This is a genomic window from Acinetobacter terrae (assembly GCF_002135195.1).
GTDB classification, from domain to species: Bacteria; Pseudomonadota; Gammaproteobacteria; order Pseudomonadales; family Moraxellaceae; genus Acinetobacter; species Acinetobacter terrae.
The window spans coordinates 171,364-193,273 of sequence record NZ_NEGF01000004.1 but is presented as its reverse complement, the minus strand read 5'-3'; the positions used below and the strand labels follow the sequence as shown (position 1 = coordinate 193,273).

The 21,910-nt window shown below is 42.0% G+C and carries 19 protein-coding genes and 1 tRNA gene; 15 read left to right on the top strand and 5 right to left on the bottom strand.

All coding sequences use genetic code 11. The annotated features are described in order from the left end of the window. Nucleotides 1-141: 141 nt before the first annotated feature. Both B9T23_RS06590 and B9T23_RS06585 read right to left on the bottom strand, forming a co-directional pair. On the bottom strand, nt 142-1,140 hold the full coding sequence (locus B9T23_RS06590) for an ABC transporter substrate-binding protein (RefSeq protein WP_086193501.1): 999 nt from the start codon (nt 1,138-1,140) through the stop codon (nt 142-144). Between the two features lie 3 nt (nt 1,141-1,143). Then, nucleotides 1,144-1,731, bottom strand: a complete 588-nt coding sequence (locus tag B9T23_RS06585) for an ANTAR domain-containing response regulator (protein ID WP_086193500.1) — start codon at nt 1,729-1,731, stop codon at nt 1,144-1,146. Between the two features lie 450 nt (nt 1,732-2,181). Between B9T23_RS06585 and B9T23_RS06580 the strand changes: the two genes are divergently transcribed. From B9T23_RS06580 to B9T23_RS06520, 13 genes are all read left to right on the top strand, one after another. Beyond that, the gene (locus tag B9T23_RS06580; RefSeq protein ID WP_086193499.1) at nt 2,182-3,522 is read left to right on the top strand and encodes an MFS transporter; all 1,341 of its coding nucleotides are present in this window, start codon (nt 2,182-2,184) and stop codon (nt 3,520-3,522) included. Between the two features lie 31 nt (nt 3,523-3,553). Continuing rightward, entirely contained in the window at nt 3,554-6,100 is a 2,547-nt protein-coding gene (gene nirB / locus B9T23_RS06575; RefSeq protein ID WP_086193498.1) for a nitrite reductase large subunit NirB, read from the top strand. A 30-nt stretch (nt 6,101-6,130) separates the two neighbouring features. After that, nucleotides 6,131-7,756 (top strand): nitrite reductase small subunit NirD, encoded by a 1,626-nt coding sequence (nirD, locus tag B9T23_RS06570; RefSeq protein WP_086193497.1) that lies wholly within the window; start codon nt 6,131-6,133, stop codon nt 7,754-7,756. 209 nt (nt 7,757-7,965) lie between these two features. Then, the gene (locus tag B9T23_RS06565) at nt 7,966-10,746 is read left to right on the top strand and encodes a nitrate reductase (RefSeq protein ID WP_086193496.1); all 2,781 of its coding nucleotides are present in this window, start codon (nt 7,966-7,968) and stop codon (nt 10,744-10,746) included. An 8-nt stretch (nt 10,747-10,754) separates the two neighbouring features. Continuing rightward, a complete protein-coding gene (mobA, locus tag B9T23_RS06560; RefSeq protein WP_086193495.1) occupies nt 10,755-11,381 on the top strand; it encodes a molybdenum cofactor guanylyltransferase in 627 nt (208 codons plus the stop codon). A 133-nt stretch (nt 11,382-11,514) separates the two neighbouring features. After that, nucleotides 11,515-12,567: a GTP 3',8-cyclase MoaA gene (moaA, locus tag B9T23_RS06555; protein WP_086193494.1), complete on the top strand. Its 1,053-nt coding sequence runs from the start codon at nt 11,515-11,517 to the stop codon at nt 12,565-12,567. Between the two features lies 1 nt (nt 12,568). Continuing rightward, nucleotides 12,569-12,820 carry a MoaD/ThiS family protein gene (locus B9T23_RS06550; protein WP_086193493.1) on the top strand — a complete coding sequence of 84 codons (252 nt, stop codon included), beginning with the start codon at nt 12,569-12,571 and terminating at the stop codon, nt 12,818-12,820. A 1-nt stretch (nt 12,821) separates the two neighbouring features. Further along, complete coding sequence (locus tag B9T23_RS06545; RefSeq protein ID WP_086193492.1) at nt 12,822-13,376, top strand: molybdenum cofactor biosynthesis protein MoaE; 555 nt, start codon at nt 12,822-12,824, stop codon at nt 13,374-13,376. Next, entirely contained in the window at nt 13,345-14,340 is a 996-nt protein-coding gene (moaCB, locus tag B9T23_RS06540) for a bifunctional molybdenum cofactor biosynthesis protein MoaC/MoaB (RefSeq protein WP_228145902.1), read from the top strand. The genes B9T23_RS06545 and moaCB overlap by 32 nt, the downstream gene beginning before the upstream one ends. Further along, complete coding sequence (locus B9T23_RS06535) at nt 14,337-15,578, top strand: molybdopterin molybdotransferase MoeA (RefSeq protein ID WP_086193490.1); 1,242 nt, start codon at nt 14,337-14,339, stop codon at nt 15,576-15,578. The genes moaCB and B9T23_RS06535 overlap by 4 nt, the downstream gene beginning before the upstream one ends. 14 nt (nt 15,579-15,592) lie before the next feature. After that, nucleotides 15,593-16,354: a molybdate ABC transporter substrate-binding protein gene (gene modA, locus B9T23_RS06530; RefSeq protein ID WP_086193489.1), complete on the top strand. Its 762-nt coding sequence runs from the start codon at nt 15,593-15,595 to the stop codon at nt 16,352-16,354. Between the two features lie 27 nt (nt 16,355-16,381). Continuing rightward, a complete protein-coding gene (modB, locus tag B9T23_RS06525) occupies nt 16,382-17,065 on the top strand; it encodes a molybdate ABC transporter permease subunit (protein WP_086193488.1) in 684 nt (227 codons plus the stop codon). 1 nt (nt 17,066) lies between these two features. Beyond that, nucleotides 17,067-17,729, top strand: coding sequence for an ATP-binding cassette domain-containing protein (locus B9T23_RS06520; protein WP_086193487.1), 663 nt, complete (start codon nt 17,067-17,069; stop codon nt 17,727-17,729). An 88-nt stretch (nt 17,730-17,817) separates the two neighbouring features. Here B9T23_RS06520 and B9T23_RS06515 read toward each other — a convergent pair whose 3' ends face one another. From B9T23_RS06515 to cysS, 3 genes are all read right to left on the bottom strand, one after another. Further along, nucleotides 17,818-18,204, bottom strand: coding sequence for a carboxymuconolactone decarboxylase family protein (locus B9T23_RS06515; protein ID WP_086193486.1), 387 nt, complete (start codon nt 18,202-18,204; stop codon nt 17,818-17,820). A gap of 381 nt (nt 18,205-18,585) precedes the next feature. Continuing rightward, nucleotides 18,586-18,661: transfer RNA gene (locus tag B9T23_RS06510), tRNA-Gly, on the bottom strand. 62 nt (nt 18,662-18,723) lie between these two features. Next, nucleotides 18,724-20,145, bottom strand: coding sequence for a cysteine--tRNA ligase (cysS, locus tag B9T23_RS06505; protein ID WP_086193485.1), 1,422 nt, complete (start codon nt 20,143-20,145; stop codon nt 18,724-18,726). 214 nt (nt 20,146-20,359) lie between these two features. Between cysS and B9T23_RS06500 the strand changes: the two genes are divergently transcribed. Together B9T23_RS06500 and B9T23_RS06495 are read left to right on the top strand one after the other, a co-directional pair. After that, nucleotides 20,360-21,337, top strand: a complete 978-nt coding sequence (locus tag B9T23_RS06500; protein ID WP_086193484.1) for a KpsF/GutQ family sugar-phosphate isomerase — start codon at nt 20,360-20,362, stop codon at nt 21,335-21,337. 3 nt (nt 21,338-21,340) lie between these two features. After that, nucleotides 21,341-21,880, top strand: a complete 540-nt coding sequence (locus tag B9T23_RS06495; protein ID WP_067724472.1) for a KdsC family phosphatase — start codon at nt 21,341-21,343, stop codon at nt 21,878-21,880. Nucleotides 21,881-21,910: the final 30 nt, after the last annotated feature.

The window sequence follows — 21,910 nt, the reverse complement described above, 5'->3', positions numbered from 1 at the left end:
AAAAATGTGGAGAAAGTTTGTGGAAAATCACAGAAATAGAAATAAAAGATAAAAATCTGATTGTAAGTATAAAACAATCAAAATGAATGATTTAGCTCCAGCATCTTATTGGAGTTTGTATGGCTGGAGCGATGGTTGATGTTAATGGTTCAAGGATAAAATACAGTTCTGGCTGATTTTCTCAATCAGGGCATCATTCAGGCTGATTTGACCATCCCATTTCAGCATTTGCTGAATCAGCCATTTAAAATCTTTAAGCTTGGGCTGCGATGATTCATCGGCAAAATGCCGAATAATATTTTGAATGGAATGGAATTTTTGCACATGAATGCTTTCTGAACATTGAAATTGAATAATATTGAAGTCGATGAGCATTTGCCAAACTTCAGCATAATCCTCTAGATCTTTCAGTTCCTGTTGGGCTTTTTGAATGGCTTGAGTTAAGGCAAGATGGGTATTAGGATGCTGTTTTGCCCAGTCAGCAGTGACCGCTAAAACCTTATCTGCCACTTGAGGAATAATGTCCTGACTGGCTGCCACAATCTGGCTAATGCCCAACAGTTCAGCTTGGGTATTCCATGGTTCACCGACACAAAAACCATCAATGACATGATTGCTTAATGCTTCCACCATATAAGGCGGAGGAAGGGGCGTAAGCTTGATGTTTTGTGCAACATCACGATCGGCTAGGGCGAGCCATTCTCTGAGGCAATAATGATGAATCGATTGTTTAAATACATGTGCCAATTGAATCGGTTTTTGTTGTTGTATGGCAGTCACTATTTTTTCTGCCGATTGCTGTACCGTATCCTGGGAAGAAATATTCAGCTCAAAGCACAATTTTTGACTCAGACTAATAAAGGCACGGTTATGACTTAACACTAAAGCCGTTTGCAGGGGAATTCCGAGTTGGTCTTCACCCAAAGCTGCAGCAGGAAGCATGGCAGACAGACAATGTGCAGCATCTAAAAAGCCAAAAGCCAGTCGATCCCTTAAACTTGCCCAGGAGGCTTCCTTAACTAGGGTAATCTCTAAACCGACTTCATCAAAAAAACCACGCTGCTTGGCCCAAAGAATGGCAACACAATCAAGCAAAGGAATATAGCCAATCTGGATTTGAGTTTTTTCTAAATCTTTCATGGCCTAATCCTTCAATTGGTTTTGTAATAGTTGTTGAGCATCTAATAAGCGTCGTGCCATTTCCCCAATGGTCATACGATGGCTCATGGCATTTTTGCGCAGTAATTGAAACGCCTGATCTTCACTGATTGAATGCAATTGCATCATTAACACTTTGGCTTTTTCCACATCTTTACGGTCGGCCAATTTATTTTTGGTATCTTCCAGATCACCCAGTAATTTCTTATGTTTTTTAAACTGTTCAATCGAAATTTCTAAAATGCTTTCCAGTTTGGAAGGATCAATACCGTCGACGATATAAGCCGTTACACCGGCATCGATGGCACTTTTGATGGTGTCTTTGTGGCTATTTTTAGTGAATAGAACCGTCGGCAAATCGAACTGGCTGACGCAACTTTCAATAATGTCGCGATGCGGGTGATCCATATCCAGCAATATCACGTCAGCATGCAGTTGTTCCAGACGGAACATGCTTAAATGGTCAATGGTCAGGCAGGCGACCACCTCAAAATTGTGTTCGATCAGGGAGGCTTTAATATAGTTGGCACGTTCTTGATCGTCATCAATCAGTGCGATTTTCAGTTTTGGCATATTGGCTAAAATATCATCAGGCAAAGCCTGAAAGAAAAGTCATAGTAAATGCAAAGCAATTAAAATGCCAAAATAGTTAAAACTGCATTAATTCAATAAAAATCAGACATAAAACTTAACCGTTATCGGGTTGTGCACCGTATTAATGCAAAAATGCGCTACAAGGAAGCACAACTGCAATCCATTTCCTTAGCTCTGCCGTTGTTAATCAAATGAACTTGCTGCAATGATGAATATCAAAAATGATCAATGAATCATAAAAATGATAAAAAATATTGAGTTAAAGGGATTTAAATTATGTTGGCATGGACATTGCTTAATTCATGTTGAGTCAAAGACGACTTTAAAAAATTTGTAAGACGGCCAACGACGTCCGTTCTGATCGAATCTGGTGTGCAGCGATCCGCATAGCAGATAACCCTATACGTTCAGTTCAGGAAGGAGAAGGCCATGTCTTCAAATTTATATGAAAAAAAGGCAACAAGAATAAATCTTTTCAGTTTTAGCAGTGCAGCGATGAGAGCCTTCCACATGAGTTGGCTCGCTTTTTTTGTCTGCTTCTTTGCCTGGTTTGCCTGTGCACCACTCATGCCTGTGATTGCAGGTGAGTTTCACTTAACCAAAGATCAAATTGCCAATATTAATATTGCCGCAGTCGCAATTACCATTTTAGTTCGCCTGGTCGTTGGGCCGTTGTGTGATAAATACGGTCCCCGCAAAACGTATACCGCATTACTGATTATCGGCAGTATTCCTGTTTTTGGTGTAGCCTCTGCCAATAGTTATGAATCTTTTCTTTTCTTCCGCTTATTGATTGGTGCCATTGGTGCCAGCTTTGTCATCACACAATATCACACCAGTATTATGTTCGCACCGAATGTGGTCGGTACTGCCAATGCTGCATCAGCAGGTTGGGGGAATGCGGGTGGTGGTGCAACTCAAGCCTTAATGCCGTTAATGCTTGCTGCCTTGGTGATGTTTGGTGTTGAACAGGCGATGGGCTGGAGAATTGCTTTATTGGTGCCAGGTATTCTGATGATTATTGTCGGTGCAATGTACTGGAAATTCACCCAAGACTGTCCACAAGGCAACTTTAAAGAACTTCGTGCACAAGGCATTCAAGTCGGTAGCGATAAAAAAGGCGGCATGGCGATTCTTATGCACGCTGCACGCAACTACCGTGTCTGGATTTTATTTGGTGCTTATGCAGCTTGTTTTGGTATTGAAATTTTCATTCATAACATCGTGGCGATGTACTACGTTGAACACTTTAGCTTTGGCTTAAAAGAAGCAGGTTTGGCAGCAGGGATCTTCGGTTTATTGGCATTGTTTGCTCGTGCTTTGGGTGGGATTGTCTCGGACAAAGTCGCAATGAAAAAAGGTCTGGATGGTCGTACCAAAGTGCTATTCACCATGATCTTGATGGAAGGCCTGTTCTTAATCTTATTCTCTCAAATGAATACCGCAGTTCTCGCAATTCTGGTCATGACCGTATTCGCACTCTTTACCCATATGGCTTGCGGTGCAACGTATGCCTTGGTGCCATTCATTGACCGTGATGCTTTGGGTGGTGTTGCTGGCATCATTGGCGCGGGCGGTAACGTTGGTGCAGTCGCAGCAGGTTTCTTGCTCAAAGGCATGCTGGATATTCAAACTTGTTTGATGGCACTCGGTGGATTGGTCGTGATTGCAGCAGGCTTTGTTCTGGTGATTCGCTTCTCGGTTGAGCATAAACAGAAAGAACAAAAACTGTTTGAAGATGCAGTACTTGAACGAAACAACATGGCTTAAATCAGCAGATTAAAAGAATAGGAGAGCAAATATGAAACTGGTAATGATTGGCCATGGCATGGTAGGACACAAATTTATTGAATCCGTGCTTGAGCATGCAGGTGATGAAGTTGAAATCACGATTCTGGCAGAAGAACCACGCTTGGCTTATGACCGTGTTCATTTAACCGAATATTTCACTGGAAAATCTGCGAAAGACTTAACCCTTTGCCGTAGCGATTTTGCCGATGCGTATGGCATTGATTTACGCCTGAGCACCAAAGCCAATGCAATCGACACTTTAAACAAAACAGTGACCACCAATCTTGGCGATGTGATTGCTTATGACAAGTTAGTCCTTGCAACCGGTTCATATGCTTTTGTCCCTCCTATTCCGGGGAATGAACGTGAGAACTGCTTTGTCTACCGTACTATTGAAGATCTGGATGCCATTCGTGCAGCAAGCTTAAATGCAAAAACTGGCGTGGTGATTGGTGGGGGTTTGCTGGGTCTGGAAGCTGCCAAAGCCTTACGTGACTTAAACCTTGAAACCCACGTGGTGGAATTCGCGCCACGTTTAATGGCAGTACAAATTGATGATTTAGGCGGTAAGGTTTTACGTGCAAAAATCGAAAATCTAGGGGTAAAAGTTCATACCCAAAAAGCCACTCAATGCATTGAAAGAGGTCAAAATACTACGCATGTAATGAAGTTCAGTGATGGATCTGAACTTGAAACCGATATCGTTCTATTCTCTGCAGGTATTCGCCCACGTGATGAATTGGCTCGTCAAAGTGGACTCGCGATTGGTGAGCGTGGCGGGATCGTGATTAATGACTATTGCCAAACTTCTGATGCAGATATTTATGCGATTGGTGAATGTGCACTTTGGGAAAATAAAATTTATGGTTTAGTCGCACCAGGGTACGACATGGCGCGCATCGCAGCCAAACATGTCATGGAGCAAAGCTGTAACGAGTTTGCGGGTGCAGACATGAGTACCAAACTTAAACTCATGGGTGTTGATGTTGCATCGGTTGGTGATGCACATGCCATGACGCCAAATGCGCTCAGCTATTTCTATGCTGATGAAGATGCCATGATTTATAAAAAAATCGTGGTGAATGCGGAAAAAACCAAGCTGATCGGTGCTGTGTTGGTGGGGTGTGCCAAAGAATATAGCGACCTATTACAAATGATGCTGAATGGATTGGCTGTACCGGAAAATCCTGAAAGCCTGATTATGCCGGGTTATGCCAATGCGCCATCTAAGAGTGGTGGTAGTGGTGTAGATTTACTGCCAGACAGTGCAACCATCTGTTCATGTAATAACGTGTCTAAAGCAGATATTTGTAGTGCCATCGCCGACGGTTCAACTTCACTCGGTGCACTGAAAAAATGTACCAAAGCCGCAACCGCTTGTGGCGGATGTGCGCCTTTAGTCACTCAAGTATTGAAATCCGAATTGCAACGTCAAGGGGTAACAGTCAATAACCATCTATGTGAACACTTTGCTTATTCGCGCCAAGAGCTGTATCACCTAGTGCGTGTCAATGAAATCAAAACTTTTGATGACCTGATCGGGCAGCATGGTCATGGTCTGGGTTGTGATATTTGTAAACCAACGGCGGCTAATATTTTAGCCTCTTGCTGGAATGACTTTGTACTTAAACCAAGCCATGCAGGATTACAAGACAGTAATGACTACTACCTCGGTAATATCCAAAAAGATGGTTCTTATTCAATTGTGCCGCGGATTGCAGGTGGTGAAATTACTCCTGAAGGTTTAATTACCATCGGGCAGGTCGCGAAAGAATATGGTTTATACACCAAAATCACCGGTGGACAACGTATCGACCTGTTTGGTGCGCAAGTGCATCAACTGCCTGAAATCTGGGAAAAACTGGTCAATGCAGGATTTGAGTCCGGTCATGCTTATGGTAAATCACTGCGTACCGTTAAATCATGTGTCGGTAGCACGTGGTGTCGTTATGGTGTCGATGATTCAATGGGCTTGGCCATCTTCCTGGAAAATCGCTATAAGGGTTTACGTTCTCCACACAAACTCAAAATGGCAGTCTCTGGCTGTACCCGTGAATGTGCCGAAGCGCAAAGTAAAGATGTCGGGGTGATTGCCACTGAAAAAGGCTGGAACCTGTATGTGTGCGGTAATGGTGGCATGAAGCCACGCCACGCGGAACTACTTGCTTCTGATTTGGATACTGAAACTTTAATTCGTTATATCGACCGATTCTATATGTTCTATATCCAAACCGCAGATCGCCTGCAACGGACATCGGTATGGCGTGACAATTTAGAAGGTGGTCTGGACTATCTTAAAGCTGTGGTGGTTGAAGATTCTTTAGGACTGGCTGCTGAGTTAGAACGCCGTATGGATCATGTGGTCGGCACTTATCAAGATGAATGGCGCACTGCGGTTGAAGATCCGGAAGTACGTAAACGCTTTATCACCTTTATTAATGCCAAGGCTGAAAAACAGAATGATCCACATATTCAGTTTGCTACTGAACGTGGACAAATTCGCCCAAAAACTACGGTGGAACGTGATGTGACACGTATTCCAGTGGTTGAAGCCTAAGCATTTTCAGGGAAATGAAGGAGAATAAAGATGACGATTTTAAAAGAAATGAATGAGTTGGAATGGGTTGAGATTTGTAGTCTGGATGACATCACCCCCAATACCGGGGTGGGCGCATTGATCAACGATCAACAAATTGCACTGTTCCGTGTCGGTAATGAAAAACGCGTTTATGTACTCAGTAACCAAGATCCATTTAGTCAGGCTTTTGTCATGTCACGCGGCATCATTGGCGATTTGCAAGGCGAACGCGTGGTGGCATCTCCGATCTATAAACAACATTTCAGTTTAGCGACCGGGCGTTGTCTGGAAGATAAAGACCAAAAGTTATTGGTATTTCCAAGTAAAATTGAAAATGGCAAAGTTTTGGTTAGTCCGACACCGCAAAAAACCTATATCACCAATAATGGGACTTCCCAAGAAAAGATGAAACTGGTGTTGGTAGGCAATGGTTTGGCAGGTATGCGTTGCCTGGAAGATTTACTGGATATGGCACCAGAGCGTTATGAAATTACCGTGATTGGTGAAGAACCTTGGGGTAATTACAACCGCATTATGCTGTCGCCGGTATTGTCGGGTGATAAAACCATTGATGACATTATGCTGCATCCGCATGCATGGTATAGCGACAAAAACATTCGTTTTATTGCCGGTGATGCTGCAGTGAAAATTGACCGTTCACGTAAACAGGTACATACCGAAAAAGGCGAGATCGTTGATTATGACCGTTTGATCTTAGCCACAGGTTCTAAACCTTTTGTCCCACCCATTCCAGGTTGTGACTTAAAAGGTGTGCTGAGCTTCCGTGATATTTATGATGTCAACACCATGCTGGATTATTGCAAATCTAAAAAGAATGCTGTGGTGATTGGTGGCGGTCTGCTTGGGCTTGAAGCAGCTTATGGCCTGAAACAACGTGGCATGAATGTGACGGTTTTGCATTTGATGGATTGCATCATGGAACGTCAATTGGACAGTCGTGCAAGTAGCTTGTTAAGAGAAAGTATTGAAGCCAAGGGCATAAATATCATGACTCAAGCCAATACAGAGCAACTGATTGGCGAAGATGGTCATGTCACCCAAATCAAACTGAAAGATGGCACCGTATTAGATGCTGATCTGGTGGTCTTTGCGGTGGGGATTCGTCCGAACATGGCATTGGCGCAAAGTGCAGGCTTGCGTTGTAACCGTGGTGTTCTGGTCAATGACACCATGCAAACCTTTGACCCAAGTATTTATGCGGTGGGTGAATGTATTGAGCACCGTGGTCAAACCTTTGGTCTGGTTGAACCACTTTGGGGCCAAGCCTTTATTTGTGCCTCACATCTGGCCGAACACGGCAGCCTAACCTTTAAAGCACCGACGGTTCCGACGCAACTCAAGGTGAGTGGCTGTGATGTATTTTCAGCAGGCCGAATTGATTTAGAAAGTAGTGAACCACAAGATGATTATGAAGATATTATCTTGAATGATGAAAAACGTCAGATTTATAAACGCATTATTATTCAAAAAGATAAAGTCATTGGTGCGGTTTTGTTTGGTGATACTGAAGATGGGGCATGGTATGCGGAACTGATTTCTGATCAAACCCCAATTGCAAATATTCGTAACAAGCTGCTTTTTGGTCGGGATTTTGCATTAAAGAAAGTAGGGTAGTTAATTCAGCAGAAATAGCTTTATTTAGAGTGTATCACAGCAGTAAATAGAGCTTATGAATATGTATAAATCTCCCCTAACCCCTCTTTGAAAAAGAGGGGGAAATGACCTTAACAAAAAGCTGATCAAATAAAGAAAGGCTCCCTCCTTTTTTAAAGGTGGGTCGGGGGAGGATTAAAAATGCTTATGTAAGGAGCTAAGGAGCGATCATGAATAGTATCCCTGTGATGGAACTGCATAGCTCCACAGAAATAAATACGAAAATCACCAATACCACCTGTCCCTATTGTGGAGTGGGGTGTGGTGTCACTGCGACTGTACAGGACACAGCTTTAGGTCAAAAAGTTTCGGTAACCGGGGATGTCAATCATCCATCTAACTACGGAAAACTGTGCATTAAAGGCAGTAATCTGGCCGATACGATTGGTCTGGAAACACGTGTTCTTCATCCCATGCTCGGCAGAAAGAATCAGCGTGAAATAACAGACTGGAATACCGCAACTGATTTAATTGCCAATAAATTTCAGCAATGTATTGATCAATACGGTCGTGACAGCATTGCCTTTTATGTCTCCGGTCAATTGCTGACTGAAGACTATTATGTGGTGAACAAATTCGTCAAAGGCTACCTCGGTACAGCAAATATTGACACCAATTCACGACTCTGTATGTCATCAGCGGTAGCAGCACACAAACGTGCGTTTGGTGAAGATATTGTTCCTGCAAGTTATGAAGATTTTGAACATACCGAAATGGTGGTCTTGGTCGGTTCAAATACGGCATGGTGTCATCCGGTGCTATATCAACGCATCATGAAAGCCAAAGAGCAACGCGATCTGTTTGTGGTGGTGGTTGACCCACGTTTTACCAGTACCTGTGAAGCAGCAGACTTGCATTTACCGATTTTACCGGGTCAAGATGTCGCTCTATTTAACGGCTTATTGCAGTACCTATGGAAAAAGGGTTGTGCTGATCAAGCTTTTATTGCTGCACATACGCAAGGTTTGGAACAGGCTGTAGCGCAAAGTCAAAGCGAATCATCCATTGAAGATGTGGCTCATCGTACTGGTATTTCACTGGAAAAACTGCAAGTTTTTTATGAAAAATTTGCCCAAACTCAAAAAGTGATGACCCTGTTTTCGATGGGGGTGAATCAGTCCTCACAAGGGGTGAATAAAGCCAATAGTATAACCAACTGCCATTTATTCACCGGAAAAATTGGCAAGCTCGGCGCTGCACCATTTTCCATGACCGGACAACCGAATGCGATGGGCGGTCGTGAGGTGGGCGGTTTAGCCAACATGCTGGCGGCACATTTAGAACTGGAAAATGAAAGCCATCAACAACTGGTGCAAGACTTCTGGCAAAGTCCGTATATCGCCAAGCAAGCTGGTTTCAAGGCAGTCGATTTATTTCATGCGGTGGAAAGTGGCAAGATTAAAGCCATTTGGATTATGGCCACCAATCCTGTGGTGAGTTTGCCTGATGCAGATCAAGTCAAACGTGCCCTAGAAAAATGTGAATTTGTGGTGGTGTCTGATATTTGCCAAGACACAGATACCACGCAATATGCAGATGTGTTGTTACCGGCTTTAGGGTGGGGAGAAAAAGATGGCACAGTTACCAATTCTGAACGCCGTATTTCTAGACAACGTGCATTTTTAGAAGAGCCAGAACAGGCTAAAGCCGACTGGTGGGCGATTAGTCAGGTCGCAAAAAAAATGGGTTTTAATGGTTTTGATTTTAACAATAGCCATGAAATCTTTTTGGAACACGCCAGATTATCCGCTGAACAAAATTCAGATGTAGAGCATCGAAGTGCAACGCCAAATTTCCGTTATTTTAATTTAAACGGCTTAACAGATTTAACAATCAGTGAATATGACGAACTGAAACCAGTGCAGTGGCCAGTGTGGACTAAAGATCAACCAGAGGGTGCAGTCGCTCGGTTGTATGCCAAAGGGCAATTTAGCCATGCAGATCGCAAGGCTAAATTTATTGCCATTACTGCGATCGATCCAGTTCATCAAGTTTGTAAAGAATTTCCTTTGATTTTAAATACCGGACGTATTCGAGACCAATGGCACACTATGAGCCGTACCAGTTTATCTGCAAATTTAAGTACCCACCGTGCAGAACCGTATTGTGAAATCCATCATCATGATGCTTTGAAATATGGTGTGAAAGATGGGGAATTGGTGGAAGTGAAATCCAAGTGGGGCAATTGCGTTCTACGTGCGACGGTCAGTGATGATATTCGTCGTGGACAAGTCTTTGCACCTATTCACTGGAATGACCAAGTTGCGTCGGATGCCCGCATTGGTAAAGTGGTCAATCCGGTGGTGGATGCCATTTCAGGTGAACCTGAGTTTAAACATACCCCTGTGATCATCCATCCATTTTATAGCCAGTGGCAAGGCGTGTTTTATGTGCGTCAGGGCTTTGAAAAAGTCGTGCAATCCTCGATTGAAAATACGGTGTGGTGGACAAAAATTACCACGGCCAAAGCTGTGCGCTATGAACTGGCAGACCGTAAAAAATTTACCCAGACCACTGAACATTTGAAAGAGCTGTTACCGTTTCAGGATGAAAGTTTTGAATGGCTGAACATTGAAGATCAAACCGCGCATATCAGTCACAGCGTGGTGTTGAAAGATGGTCATTTGATTGCGAGTTTATATATCGCGCCTTATGCACTATTGCCAGATCGTGATTGGGTGGCGAGCCTGTTTAAGCGTGAGCGCTTAAGTGCGATGCACCGTAAGGCGCTGCTTGCCGGACAAGCGATGTCGATGGCCAATAATGAAGGGCCATTGGTGTGTAGCTGCTTTAAAGTCGGTAAAAACCGCATTATTGAAACCATTAAAACCCAAAATATCACCGATGAAAAACAAGTCACAGCCTGTTTAAAAGCAGGTGGTAATTGCGGTTCATGTCTACCTGAAATTCGAGGCCTGATTAAAGCCTGTCAAGCTGAGGCAGTGGAATGAAGATAAAAATGAAGAAAGGAATAAATAAGTCAGTTTATCCAGACACCGATCTGGTGATTTTAGCCGGTGGACAGGCACGGCGCATGAATGGCATCAATAAACTGTTGCAGAAATTTGATGATCAAATTCAACTGATCAAGATTCATCAACAGCTTAAATCACATGTTGCACAAGTTTGGATCAATAGTCACCGTGATGATTCGATCTATCAAAAAATGATTCCAAGCACTCATTGCTATCACGATGATGAAAGTGGTTTTTTAGGTCCACTCATGGGCATGAAAAGTGCCTGGTCACATGTACAGGCAGACTATGTGCTGTTTGTCCCCTGTGATGTGACCTACATTCCGTCAAAAGTTATTTTAAAATTGCATCAGGCTTTAGCCAAAAATAGCTTGGCGGAAGTGGCGTATGTAGAAATAAACGGTGAGGCACTGTACCCATTTTGCTTGGTTAAACGTAGCAGCTTAGCCATTCTTACGATGCATCTTGAACAAAAACAGCGCAGTTTAAAGCACTGTTTTGCAGATTTGCACGCACAAGTGGCACGTTTTAAAAATCACGCACTGTTTTTTCACAGTATTAATTCAATGGATGAGCTGCAACAGCATCAACAACTTAAATTTCTGCATTAAAACTGAATATTTCGCCTTTGGCACAAAGTTGGAACACTTATTGCAAATCTAATCATAACAAGATTGGGCGATTTAACGCTTGCGCACAATATGTGTGCAGTTACAACAAGATGCCTGAAGATGGATGTTCAACATGAATATGATGACAGAGCTTAAAACCGAAGCGCAATTTGTCGATCAGTTTGGTCGTAGTAAGCGCAAACTGCGGATTTCAGTGACTGATCGCTGTAATTTTAAGTGTGTCTATTGCATGCCCGAACATCCGGAATGGATGAAAAAACACGACTTACTCAGTTTTGAGGAACTCTATCAATTTTGTGATTTTATGGTGCGCCGTGGTATTGAATCTATTCGGATCACGGGTGGTGAACCGTTAATGCGTCAGGGCGTGGTGCATTTTGTTGAACAGCTGCAAGACCTAAAAAAGCTCGGGCTTAAACGTATTTCCATGACCACCAATGCACATTATTTAAAACAGTATGCAACCGCATTAAAACAGGCCGGACTGGATGATCTGAATATCAGTTTGGATAGTCTGGATGCTGATCAGTTTAAACAACTCACTCAAAAAGATTTAGCACCCGTACTCGACGGAATTCGTGCTGCACAAGACGTTGGTCTACCGATTAAAATCAATAGCGTATTAATGAATGGCATCAATGACGATCAAATTCTGCCTTTGGCCCGATGGTCGGTTAAGCAAAAAATCAGCTTACGTTTTATTGAATTTATGCCGCTGGATGGTGACCGGAAATGGTCGAGCGAACATGTGGTCAGTGAACAACAGATTTTAGATATTTTGGCCACTGAGTTTGAAGTGTCCAGCCAAGCAAATCATTCAAATCAGTCAAATTCAGATCCGGCACGACAATATTTTATTGATGGTCATCCGATTGGAATGATATCTACGATTACTCATTCATTCTGTGGAACGTGTGATCGGGTACGTTTAACCGCGCAAGGCGAGTTTTATAATTGTCTGTTTGCACCGAAAGGTTTGAATCTTAAAGCTGAAATTAAAGCCCTGACTTCAGCTACACCTTTGAATGAGGTGAGCTTACATAGTGCCTTATTAAATTATATTTGGCACAAAGAACACGGCTTTCATGCCATTGAGCAGCTTTTAAAAAAACAAAATATGGATAAAAGCAGTCGCAAAATCAGCATGCACATGATTGGAGGTTAAGATGCCACAGATCAAAATCAAAATTGAAGCCTTCGGTGCGGTCGAACGACAGTTACCCCAAAATCTGGAAATTATTTGCAGTTCAAATAGCACTGTCTCCGATGTCTTGGATCAAGTTACACAAGAATGTCCTGCCGCTTTTGCCATGATTGAGCGATGTGCCTGTGCCATGGGTGAGGACATTATTCCACGTCAAACCTCATTGAATTCGGACAGTACCTTGGTGCTGCTTTCACCAGTGGCAGGAGGCTAAAATGGATAGATTGAAACAATTTTCAAGGATTCAGGATACCGCATTAACATTGGATAGCTTTGATCAGATTCAAACTTTTCCTGAATGTGGTGGTATTGGTATTTTTGTCGGCACGGTGCGCAATCATCATGAAGGCAAAGCGGTTAAAGCACTGAGATACACGGCTTATGCACCTGTGGCAGAAAAAATGATTCGCCAGATTGAGCGAGAAATTCAGCAAAAATATGATGTGTCCTATGTGCGGGTGATTCACCGTGTCGGTGCCTTAAATATTGGTGAAAAAGCCATTATCGCGATTGCCTATGCTGCCCATCGCCGTGAAGCCTTTCAAGCCTGTGAAGAAGCTGTAGAACGGGTCAAGCATGAAGTTCCGGTCTGGAAAGAAGAATTTTACATGGATGGCAGCAGCCAATATGTTGAAGGCTGTTGTATCCGCAAAGATGAAACGGAAGCAGTACATTCACATCACCATCCTGTGAACGCTGAACATGACAAACACCAACATTGTCATCATGCAAAAGAGAATGATCCACAGATCTACCAATGGCCGCTTTAACAAACACCTGTATAGCAAAAATGAATCAAAGGAACATGCAATGAAAAATGTCGGGATGAAAGCAGAGAGTTATCGCACTGCAGTGGCAACAGGGATTCTGCACGCACCGCCACATTGCATTGAGTTGCTCCGTAACGGCAATACTGAAAAAGGCGATGCGCTGAAGACGGCACGAATTGCGGGTATTTTGGCGGCAAAACGTACCGATGAGCTGATTCCACTGTGTCATCCATTGCCAATCTACCGCGCCGACGTTGAATATGAACTGTTTGATGCCCATGTGGAAATTATTGCCACTGTAGAAACCATTGGTCCGACAGGCGTGGAAATGGAAGCATTAACTGCGGTTAGCCTAGCGGGTTTAACTTTATATGACATGCTTAAACCGCATTGTGAACCTGAAGATTTATGTCTGGATCAGGTTAAATTACAAAAGAAAAAGGGTGGAAAATCACACTTTACTCGTGTACTCAAAGAAACGTTATCGGCATCGGTGATTGTACTGTCAGATACGGTAGCCGCAGGTAAAAAATCAGATACAGCCGGTCAAAATATTCTGGAAATATTACAGGAAGCCAATTTTAGCAATATTTCATATCAGGTGATTCCAGACAGTCCTGAGCAGTTACTGGCACTGATCGAACAGCAAAAAAATGATTATCCGCTAATTCTAACCGTAGGTGGTACAGGGCTGGGTCCTAAAGATTTAACTGTGGAAACCATTCAACCTTTATTAAAACGTGAGATTCCCGGGCTGATGGAAGCATCGCGTAGTTTTGGACAAAAACGTACTCCATATGCGGCTTTAAGTCGTGGCGTGGCAGGTTATATCGATAACAGTCTAGTGATGACCTTACCGGGCAGTCGTCAAGGTGCGAAAGAATCTTTAATTGCCGTGCTGCCTGCGTTGGTACATTTATTTGATGTGCAAAAAAATATTCCACATCAAGGCGGTTACCAATGAATAGCATCAGCTCAGGATGTGGCGCTGAACATGGCCTGATTACTGTGGATCAGGCTTTGGATCTCATTTTAAATCAGACCAAATCCTTAACGACTGAAACTCTTGAATTAAATCAGACTTTAAACCGTTATTTAGCTGCAGATGTTTACTCGAATATCAACCTTCCATTATTTTCGCAAAGCGCTGTGGATGGCTATGCTCTGTGTGCCCAATCATCCATTGAGACGAATACTGAATTTAAACTCATCGGGGAAATTCAAGCAGGCTATTCTTCCGAATTACAACTCAAAGCAGGACAAGCGGTTCGCATTTTTACCGGTGCCAAAATTCCTTTTGGTACGACTACGGTCGCACGTCAAGAAATTGTTCAAGTCATCGATTCTTCCAAAATTGTAATCACCGAAAATTCAAAATCCAATGCCGATATTCGGGATGTTGGGGAGGAAATTTCAATCGGACAATTATTGGCCAATAAAGGACAACAACTGTCTGTGGGTGCAATTGCATCCTTAAGTATGGCAGGCATTAAACAGGTTGAAGTCTTTCAATATCCCAAAGTTGCTGTGGTGATCACGGGTGATGAGGTCGCGGAAAGTATCGCGGACTTTGCAACGGGGAAAATCTTCGATGCCAATGGGCCGTTGATCGAAGCCTGGTTTCAGAATCAAGGAGAGCAGATCGAAATTTTTCATGTGGCGGATACTGAAGATGCAGTTAAAGGTTTAATTCAAAAATTATCGAAAAGTTATGATCTGATTTTAACCACGGGTGGTGTATCGGTCGGGGATTATGACTTTATTCGCCCCGTAACTTTGGATTTGGGTTTTGAGCAAATTTTCTGGAAGGTGAAGCAGAAGCCAGGCAAGCCAATGTTCTTTGCCCAATTTGAGCGATATGATCGTTCACATTGCTATTTATTGGGTTTACCGGGCAATCCTGCGGCCGTATATGTGGGTATGCAAATCTATACTTCAACTTTGCTGAATGCTTTGCAAGGGCAAAAACAGCAACCGAACTGGTTCAGTGCGGTACTGACCCATAATCTGAAAATGGATACTAGAGAGCATTTTTTAAGAATGTCAGCCAGTTTTGATCAGGGGGTATTAAAGGTCAAAAGTTTGTCTAAACAGCAGTCTCATATGCTGAGCAATTTAATGCAGGCCAATTGTCTGGTCAGAATTCCTGCAGGGCAAAGCTTGAGTGAAGGGCAAATTGTACAAGGCTTGTTTATTCATTGATAAGGAAAATACGCATGAAAAAATCCCTGTTTTTAACAGTGTGTTTATTAGGTGCATTTTCCTCTACCTATGCGGGTACGGTAAAAGTCTATGCTGCGGCAAGTCTAAGCAATACCATGACAGATATTGCCAATATTTACCAAGCCAAACATCCACAAACTAAAATTGTATCTGTATTTGGTGCTTCATCCGCTTTGGCGAAACAGGTACAAGCAGGTGCCAGTAGTGATCTGTTTTTCTCGGCAGATCAGGATTGGATGAATTATCTAGTTCAAAAAAAAATGGTAGATGCCATTTCAGTTCGACCTTTATTGTTGAATCAGCTGGTGGCGATCAGTCCTAAAAATCTAAATATTTCATTTAAGCCTCAACCCAATTTTAATTTTGCACAGTCTTTTAAAGGACAGCTCTGTACCGGACAAATGGAATCAGTGCCTGCCGGTAAATACGCCAAACAAAGCCTGCTTAAATTGAATTGGTTAGAGAGTTTAAAAGGTCGCATTGTTGGTACGGATGATGTACGTTCTGCACTTGCTTTTGTTGAGCGTGGTGAATGTGAAGTCGGTATTGTCTATAGAACCGATGCCTTGATTAGCCAGAAAGTCAAAATTATTGGAGCATTCCCGAGCAATTCACACAGCCCAATTGTTTATCCACTGGCATTAACCAAACAGGGTGCAAAAAATAAAGAAGCAATGCAGTTTGAGCAGTTTGTAAAAGCCAGTCACCAAGCCAAAGCGATTTTCCAGAACTATGGCTTTAAGGTGAAATCCTAGGCAAATGCAGAAGGAGACAGCGACCCTATGTTAAGTCCCGAAGAACTGAGTGCGCTGTATCTATCTGCCAAAGTGGCCTTGTTTGCAACAGTTTTTAGTCTGCCTTTTGCTGTCGCTTTGGGCTGGTATTTAGCGCGTTATGAATTTCGCTTAAAGTTTCTTGTGGAAGCACTATTGCAGTTACCCATGGTGTTGCCTCCTGTAGTTTTAGGTTATTTGCTTTTAGTTCTATTTGGCAATCAGGGTTTTATTGGAAAATATTTAAATGTGATTGGAATACATCTGGCTTTTAACTGGAAAGGGGCTGTTTTAGCGTCCATGATTGTAGCATTTCCACTGATGGTGCAACCGATTCGTTTATCTTTTCAGTTAATGAATCAACAGTTGGATCAGATCGCGGGTTCACTGGGTGCATCACCACATAAAGTATTTTTGAGTATCAACTTACCCTTGGCTATTCCCGGAATCGTGATTGGCAGTATTTTATGTTTTAGTCGCAGCTTGGGTGAGTTTGGTGCAACCATTACTTTTGTGGGTAATATCCCAAATGAAACCCGAACTATCCCCATTGCGATTTATTCATTCTTGCAACAACCCGATGGCGAAAATATGGCGATGAGATTGGTAGCCTTGTCTTTATTTTTGGCATTTTCAGCCTTGGTCGCCAATTATTTTATTCTGCAAAACTATCAACGGAAATTGGGAGGCTGATATGTTGAAATGTGCTTTTCAATATCAACAGGCCGATTTTAAGTTGAATGTTGAACTGGAAATGTCGCAGCAACTTTTAGGCATTGTTGGTGCTTCGGGTAGTGGTAAAAGTACATTTCTAAAAAATATTGTGGGGCTGTTGCAACCTCAGCAGGGCTATATTCACTTTAATAATCGTATGCTGGTAGATACACAGCAAAAAATTGATATACCGATGTATCAACGCAAAATCGCTTTAATTTTCCAGAATGCATTGCTGTTTCCACATATGAATGTACGGCAAAACCTAAGTTATGCTGAAAAATTAGTGTCCAAGTCCGAACGAAAATTTCAGTTTGAAGAAATTGTTGAATTGCTGGAACTAAAACCTTTAATTCATCGTAAAGCACATCAACTTTCAGGTGGGGAAGCACAGCGTGTGTCGATTGGACGTGCCTTATTATCTTCACCGAATTTATTATTGCTAGATGAACCTTTAACGGGTCTAGATCCGAATCTAAAGCAGCAAATTTTACCGTTTTTAAAACGGATTAAAGATGAGCTGGATTTGCCGATGATTTATGTGACCCATCATATGCAAGAATTGGAATATTTACAGGCAGACATTTTGCAGTTAAATCCGGGGAAATTACAGCCTAAACAAAACCTAATATCTAAGATGTAATGATTAAAGCATCTAAGAGAAAATAAAAATAGCCTAAGTAATTTAAAGTATAGGGTACTTAAGCTATTTCTATAAACATCAAATGATACTATTCAGATTTTTGATATTCATTAATCACTTCAAGCGCTGCGCGAAAGGCTTCTTGAGTTGCTGGTGCGCCACAATAAGGCAAGCTATGAAGTAAGACTTCTTGAATTTCTTCTACCGTCGCGCCGTTATTGAGTGCGCCACGAACATGACCTTTAAGCTCAGTGGGGCTTTTTTGTGCAGTTAAAAAGGCAATGGTAATCAGTGAGCGGTATTTACGAGGGAGCACACCTTCACGTTGCCAAGTTGAACCCCACGCATGTTCATTAATCCAGTCCTGTAAAGGTTGAGTAAATGGCACAGTATTGTCTTGTGCACATTTTACAAAAGATTCGCCCATCACTTCGGTTCGGACTTTTAAACCATTTTCAAAATCTTGTTGTGACATATTTTTTACTCTTTCAATGTCTATAAAAAAGAAGTGATCAAAGTTTATGCCTCAATGACTTCCATGCGTATTGGTTTATGGTCGTAGTTCGATTGCAATTGCGGTGACTTTACCACGACGCATATTTCGATGAATAATTGAATGTTTATAATAAAATTTGTGATTTTTGGAAATAACTGTTGATAAGCTATTGGTTTTAATAAAGATGATTTAAAAATGAAAAACTAAATTTTGATTTGGAATTTTATCTGGTCACTATTTGATAGTATTTTGTTCAGATAAGCGATTTGAGATAAAAAGTAGAGATAAAGGATCGCGGTTAAAATTATAAAATAGTGATATAAAAAAAGCCCTGATCAATGATCAGGGCTTTTCGTATTCTGGAGCGGGAAAGGAGACTCGAACTCCCGACCCCAACCTTGGCAAGGTTATGCTCTACCAACTGAGCTATTCCCGCAATGGTGTGAATTATAGAGAATTTAATAGAACTGTCAACTCTCTATAGTTATAAGTGGTCAATTAATCGGCACGACGCCAAATAGTACCTTGACGCGTATCTTCCAAAACCACACCTTGATCGAGTAAAGACTGACGAATTTCATCGGCCTTGGCGAATTCTTTGGCTTTTTTCGCATCTTTACGTTGTTGAATCAAATCTTCAATTTGTTCCGCGGTTAGGCCTAAAGCTTCCTGACCAATATCAGACTTTAAGAAATCATCCACATTGTATTGAACTAATCCAAGAATATTGGTGAGGTGACGTAAAGTTGAATAGTAAACTGTTGCCTGTTCTTGGTTTTCATCTTTTACTGCACGGTTGAGTTCTTTATTGATTTCGAACAATACCGCAATCGCTTCGGATGTATTAAAGTCATCACGCATTGCTGCATTAAAACGTTCAACCAAAGTTTCATCTAAAGTTTCAATGGTTTGTTCTCCATAAACTGCTTGATACGCTTTAAACGAATGATAGAAACGAGAAAGGGTATTTTTTGCTTCTTTCAGTGCAGTGTCCGAGAAGTTCACCGGGCTACGGTAGTGTGATGACACAATAAAGTAACGAATTACTTCAGGATGGAATTTATCCATCACATCGCGAATGGTGAAGAAGTTACCGAGTGACTTCGACATTTTTTCGCCATCGACATTAATAAAGCCAACATGCATCCAGTAATTTACATATTGTTCATCAGTCGAAGCTTCACTTTGTGCAATTTCATTTTCATGGTGCGGGAACATGAGGTCTGAACCGCCACCATGAATATCAAAGTGGTTGCCTAGGCAGCAAGTTGACATGGCTGAACATTCAATATGCCAACCTGGACGACCATTACCCCAAGGTGAAGCCCATGATGGCTCATTTTCTTTGGCATGCTTCCACAGCACGAAGTCAAATGGATGTTTCTTTTCAACTTCAACATCAACACGTTCCGATGCACCGGCTTGCATATCTTCCAGTTTACGGCCAGATAAACGACCATATTTGGCAAATTTTTCAACCTGGAAATACACATCACCATTGCTAGAAGGATAAGCCGTGCCTTTATTGACCAAATTACCGATCATGCTTTGCATCTGGTCAATATAATCAGTCGCACGCGGTGCTTCATCAGGAGCTAGGCAACCCAAATTTTCAGCATCGTCATTCATCGCTTGAATAAAACGATCGGTTAATGCGGTAATGCTCTCGCCATTTTCATTGGCACGTTTGATAATTTTGTCGTCAATATCAGTAATATTACGAACGTATTTTACTCTCCAGCCTTGACTGCGCAAGAAGCGGATAATGTAGTCAAATGCAACCATGACCCGAGCATGCCCAATATGACAGTAATCATAAACTGTCATACCGCAAACATACATATCGATATGTCCCTCGACACGCGGAACAAATTCAACTTTTTTACGTTGCTCTGAGTTGTATAGAACAAATGGCTGCATAAGTCTTCAAAATGCTAAATAAAAAGATGCTTCATCATAACGTAAGCACTATTTTTCATAAAGTTTTATGCGCTTTTTTTATAAGCTTGTGAAATCTTGTACATTTAGAAACGTGACATTTGCATAGATATGATAAAATTGCGAAAATTATTTTTGCTTGATTAGAGTCAACGCTTTATAGCGTTAAGGTAAACCTACTTTGAACCCACCAAATATGCCAAACCAAATAGACTTCCAAAAAGTTGCATTAGAAACTTTGCGTATAGAAGAACAAGCGCTAGAAATATTAGCGACGCAAATTGATGAACGTTTTAGCCATGCATGTGAAATCATTCTGCAGTGTCGAGGGCGATTAGTCATTACCGGAATGGGCAAGTCAGGTCATATTGGTCGTAAAATGGCGGCAACCTTTGCTTCTACCGGCACACCATCTTTCTTTATGCATCCGGGTGAAGCGGGACATGGCGATTTAGGTATGCTGGTACCGGGTGATGTCCTGATTGCGATTTCAAACTCGGGCAAGAGTGATGAAATTATGATGCTGATGCCCTTGATCAAGCGCTTGGAAATTCCGTTAATCACCATTAGTAGTGATGATAAAGGACCCATGCCACAAAATGCAGACGTGGCTTTAACCTTGGGTAATATTCAGGAAGCTTGTCCTCTAGGTTTAGCACCGACTTCCAGTACTACGGCAACTTTGGTTTTAGGTGATGCTTTAGCAGTTGCTTTGCTTGATGCACGTGGTTTTACTGCGGATGATTTTGCCATGTCACATCCAGCGGGTGCTTTGGGTAAACGTCTATTACTGCATGTCAAACACTTGATGCATACAGGTACAGAATTACCAAAAGTATCTCCAGATACACCAATGAATCAGGTTTTATACGAAATTTCAAACAAACGCCTAGGTTTAACCACAATTGTGGATCAAAATGATGTTCTGCTCGGTATTTTTACCGATGGTGATTTACGTCGTTTAATTGATAAGCAACAAGGTTTTGATGTGAACTTGGTGGTATCGGAAGTGATGACCAAGAATCCTTTAACCATTTCACAAGAAGTGCGTGCAGTTGAAGCTTTAGAACGCATGAACGAAAATAAAATCAATCAATTTGTTGTGGTAAACGATCTAAATAAAGTCATTGGTGTTATTAGCATGCATGACTTGACTCAAGCTGGGGTAAATTAATAAATGGCATCTTATATTTTATTGGAACAGGCACGTCATATTGAAGCTCTGGTTCTGGATGTCGACGGTATTTTAAGTGATGGTTTTGTGACATTGACCAATACAGGCGATGAAATTAAATCATTTGATATTCGTGATGGTTTAGGCATGAAACTTGTACAGCAAGCGGGTGTCAAAGTCATTATCATTACTGGACGTAAAAGCAATATTGTTGAAAAGCGTATGTCTGCTCTGGGGGTAGACCTGGTTTTTCAAGGTCGTGAAGATAAGGGCACCGCATTACGCGAAGCCTGTGCGCAATTGAATGTTGCACCAGAAGACTGTTTATATATGGGCGACGATTGGCCAGATCTTTCTGCATTTGCCATTGCCGGTATGAAAGTCACTGTGCCGAATGGTCATGTGGAAGTGCGACGTCGTGCAGACCTTGTAACTCAGGCAATGGGTGGTCGTGGTGCGGTACGTGAAATCTGCGATATGATTTTGATGGCCAAAGGGGCTTACGAAACGCTTCTTGAAAAATATACGGCTGTCCCACATTAATAGTTAAATAATTCATTGAATTTGAGTTAA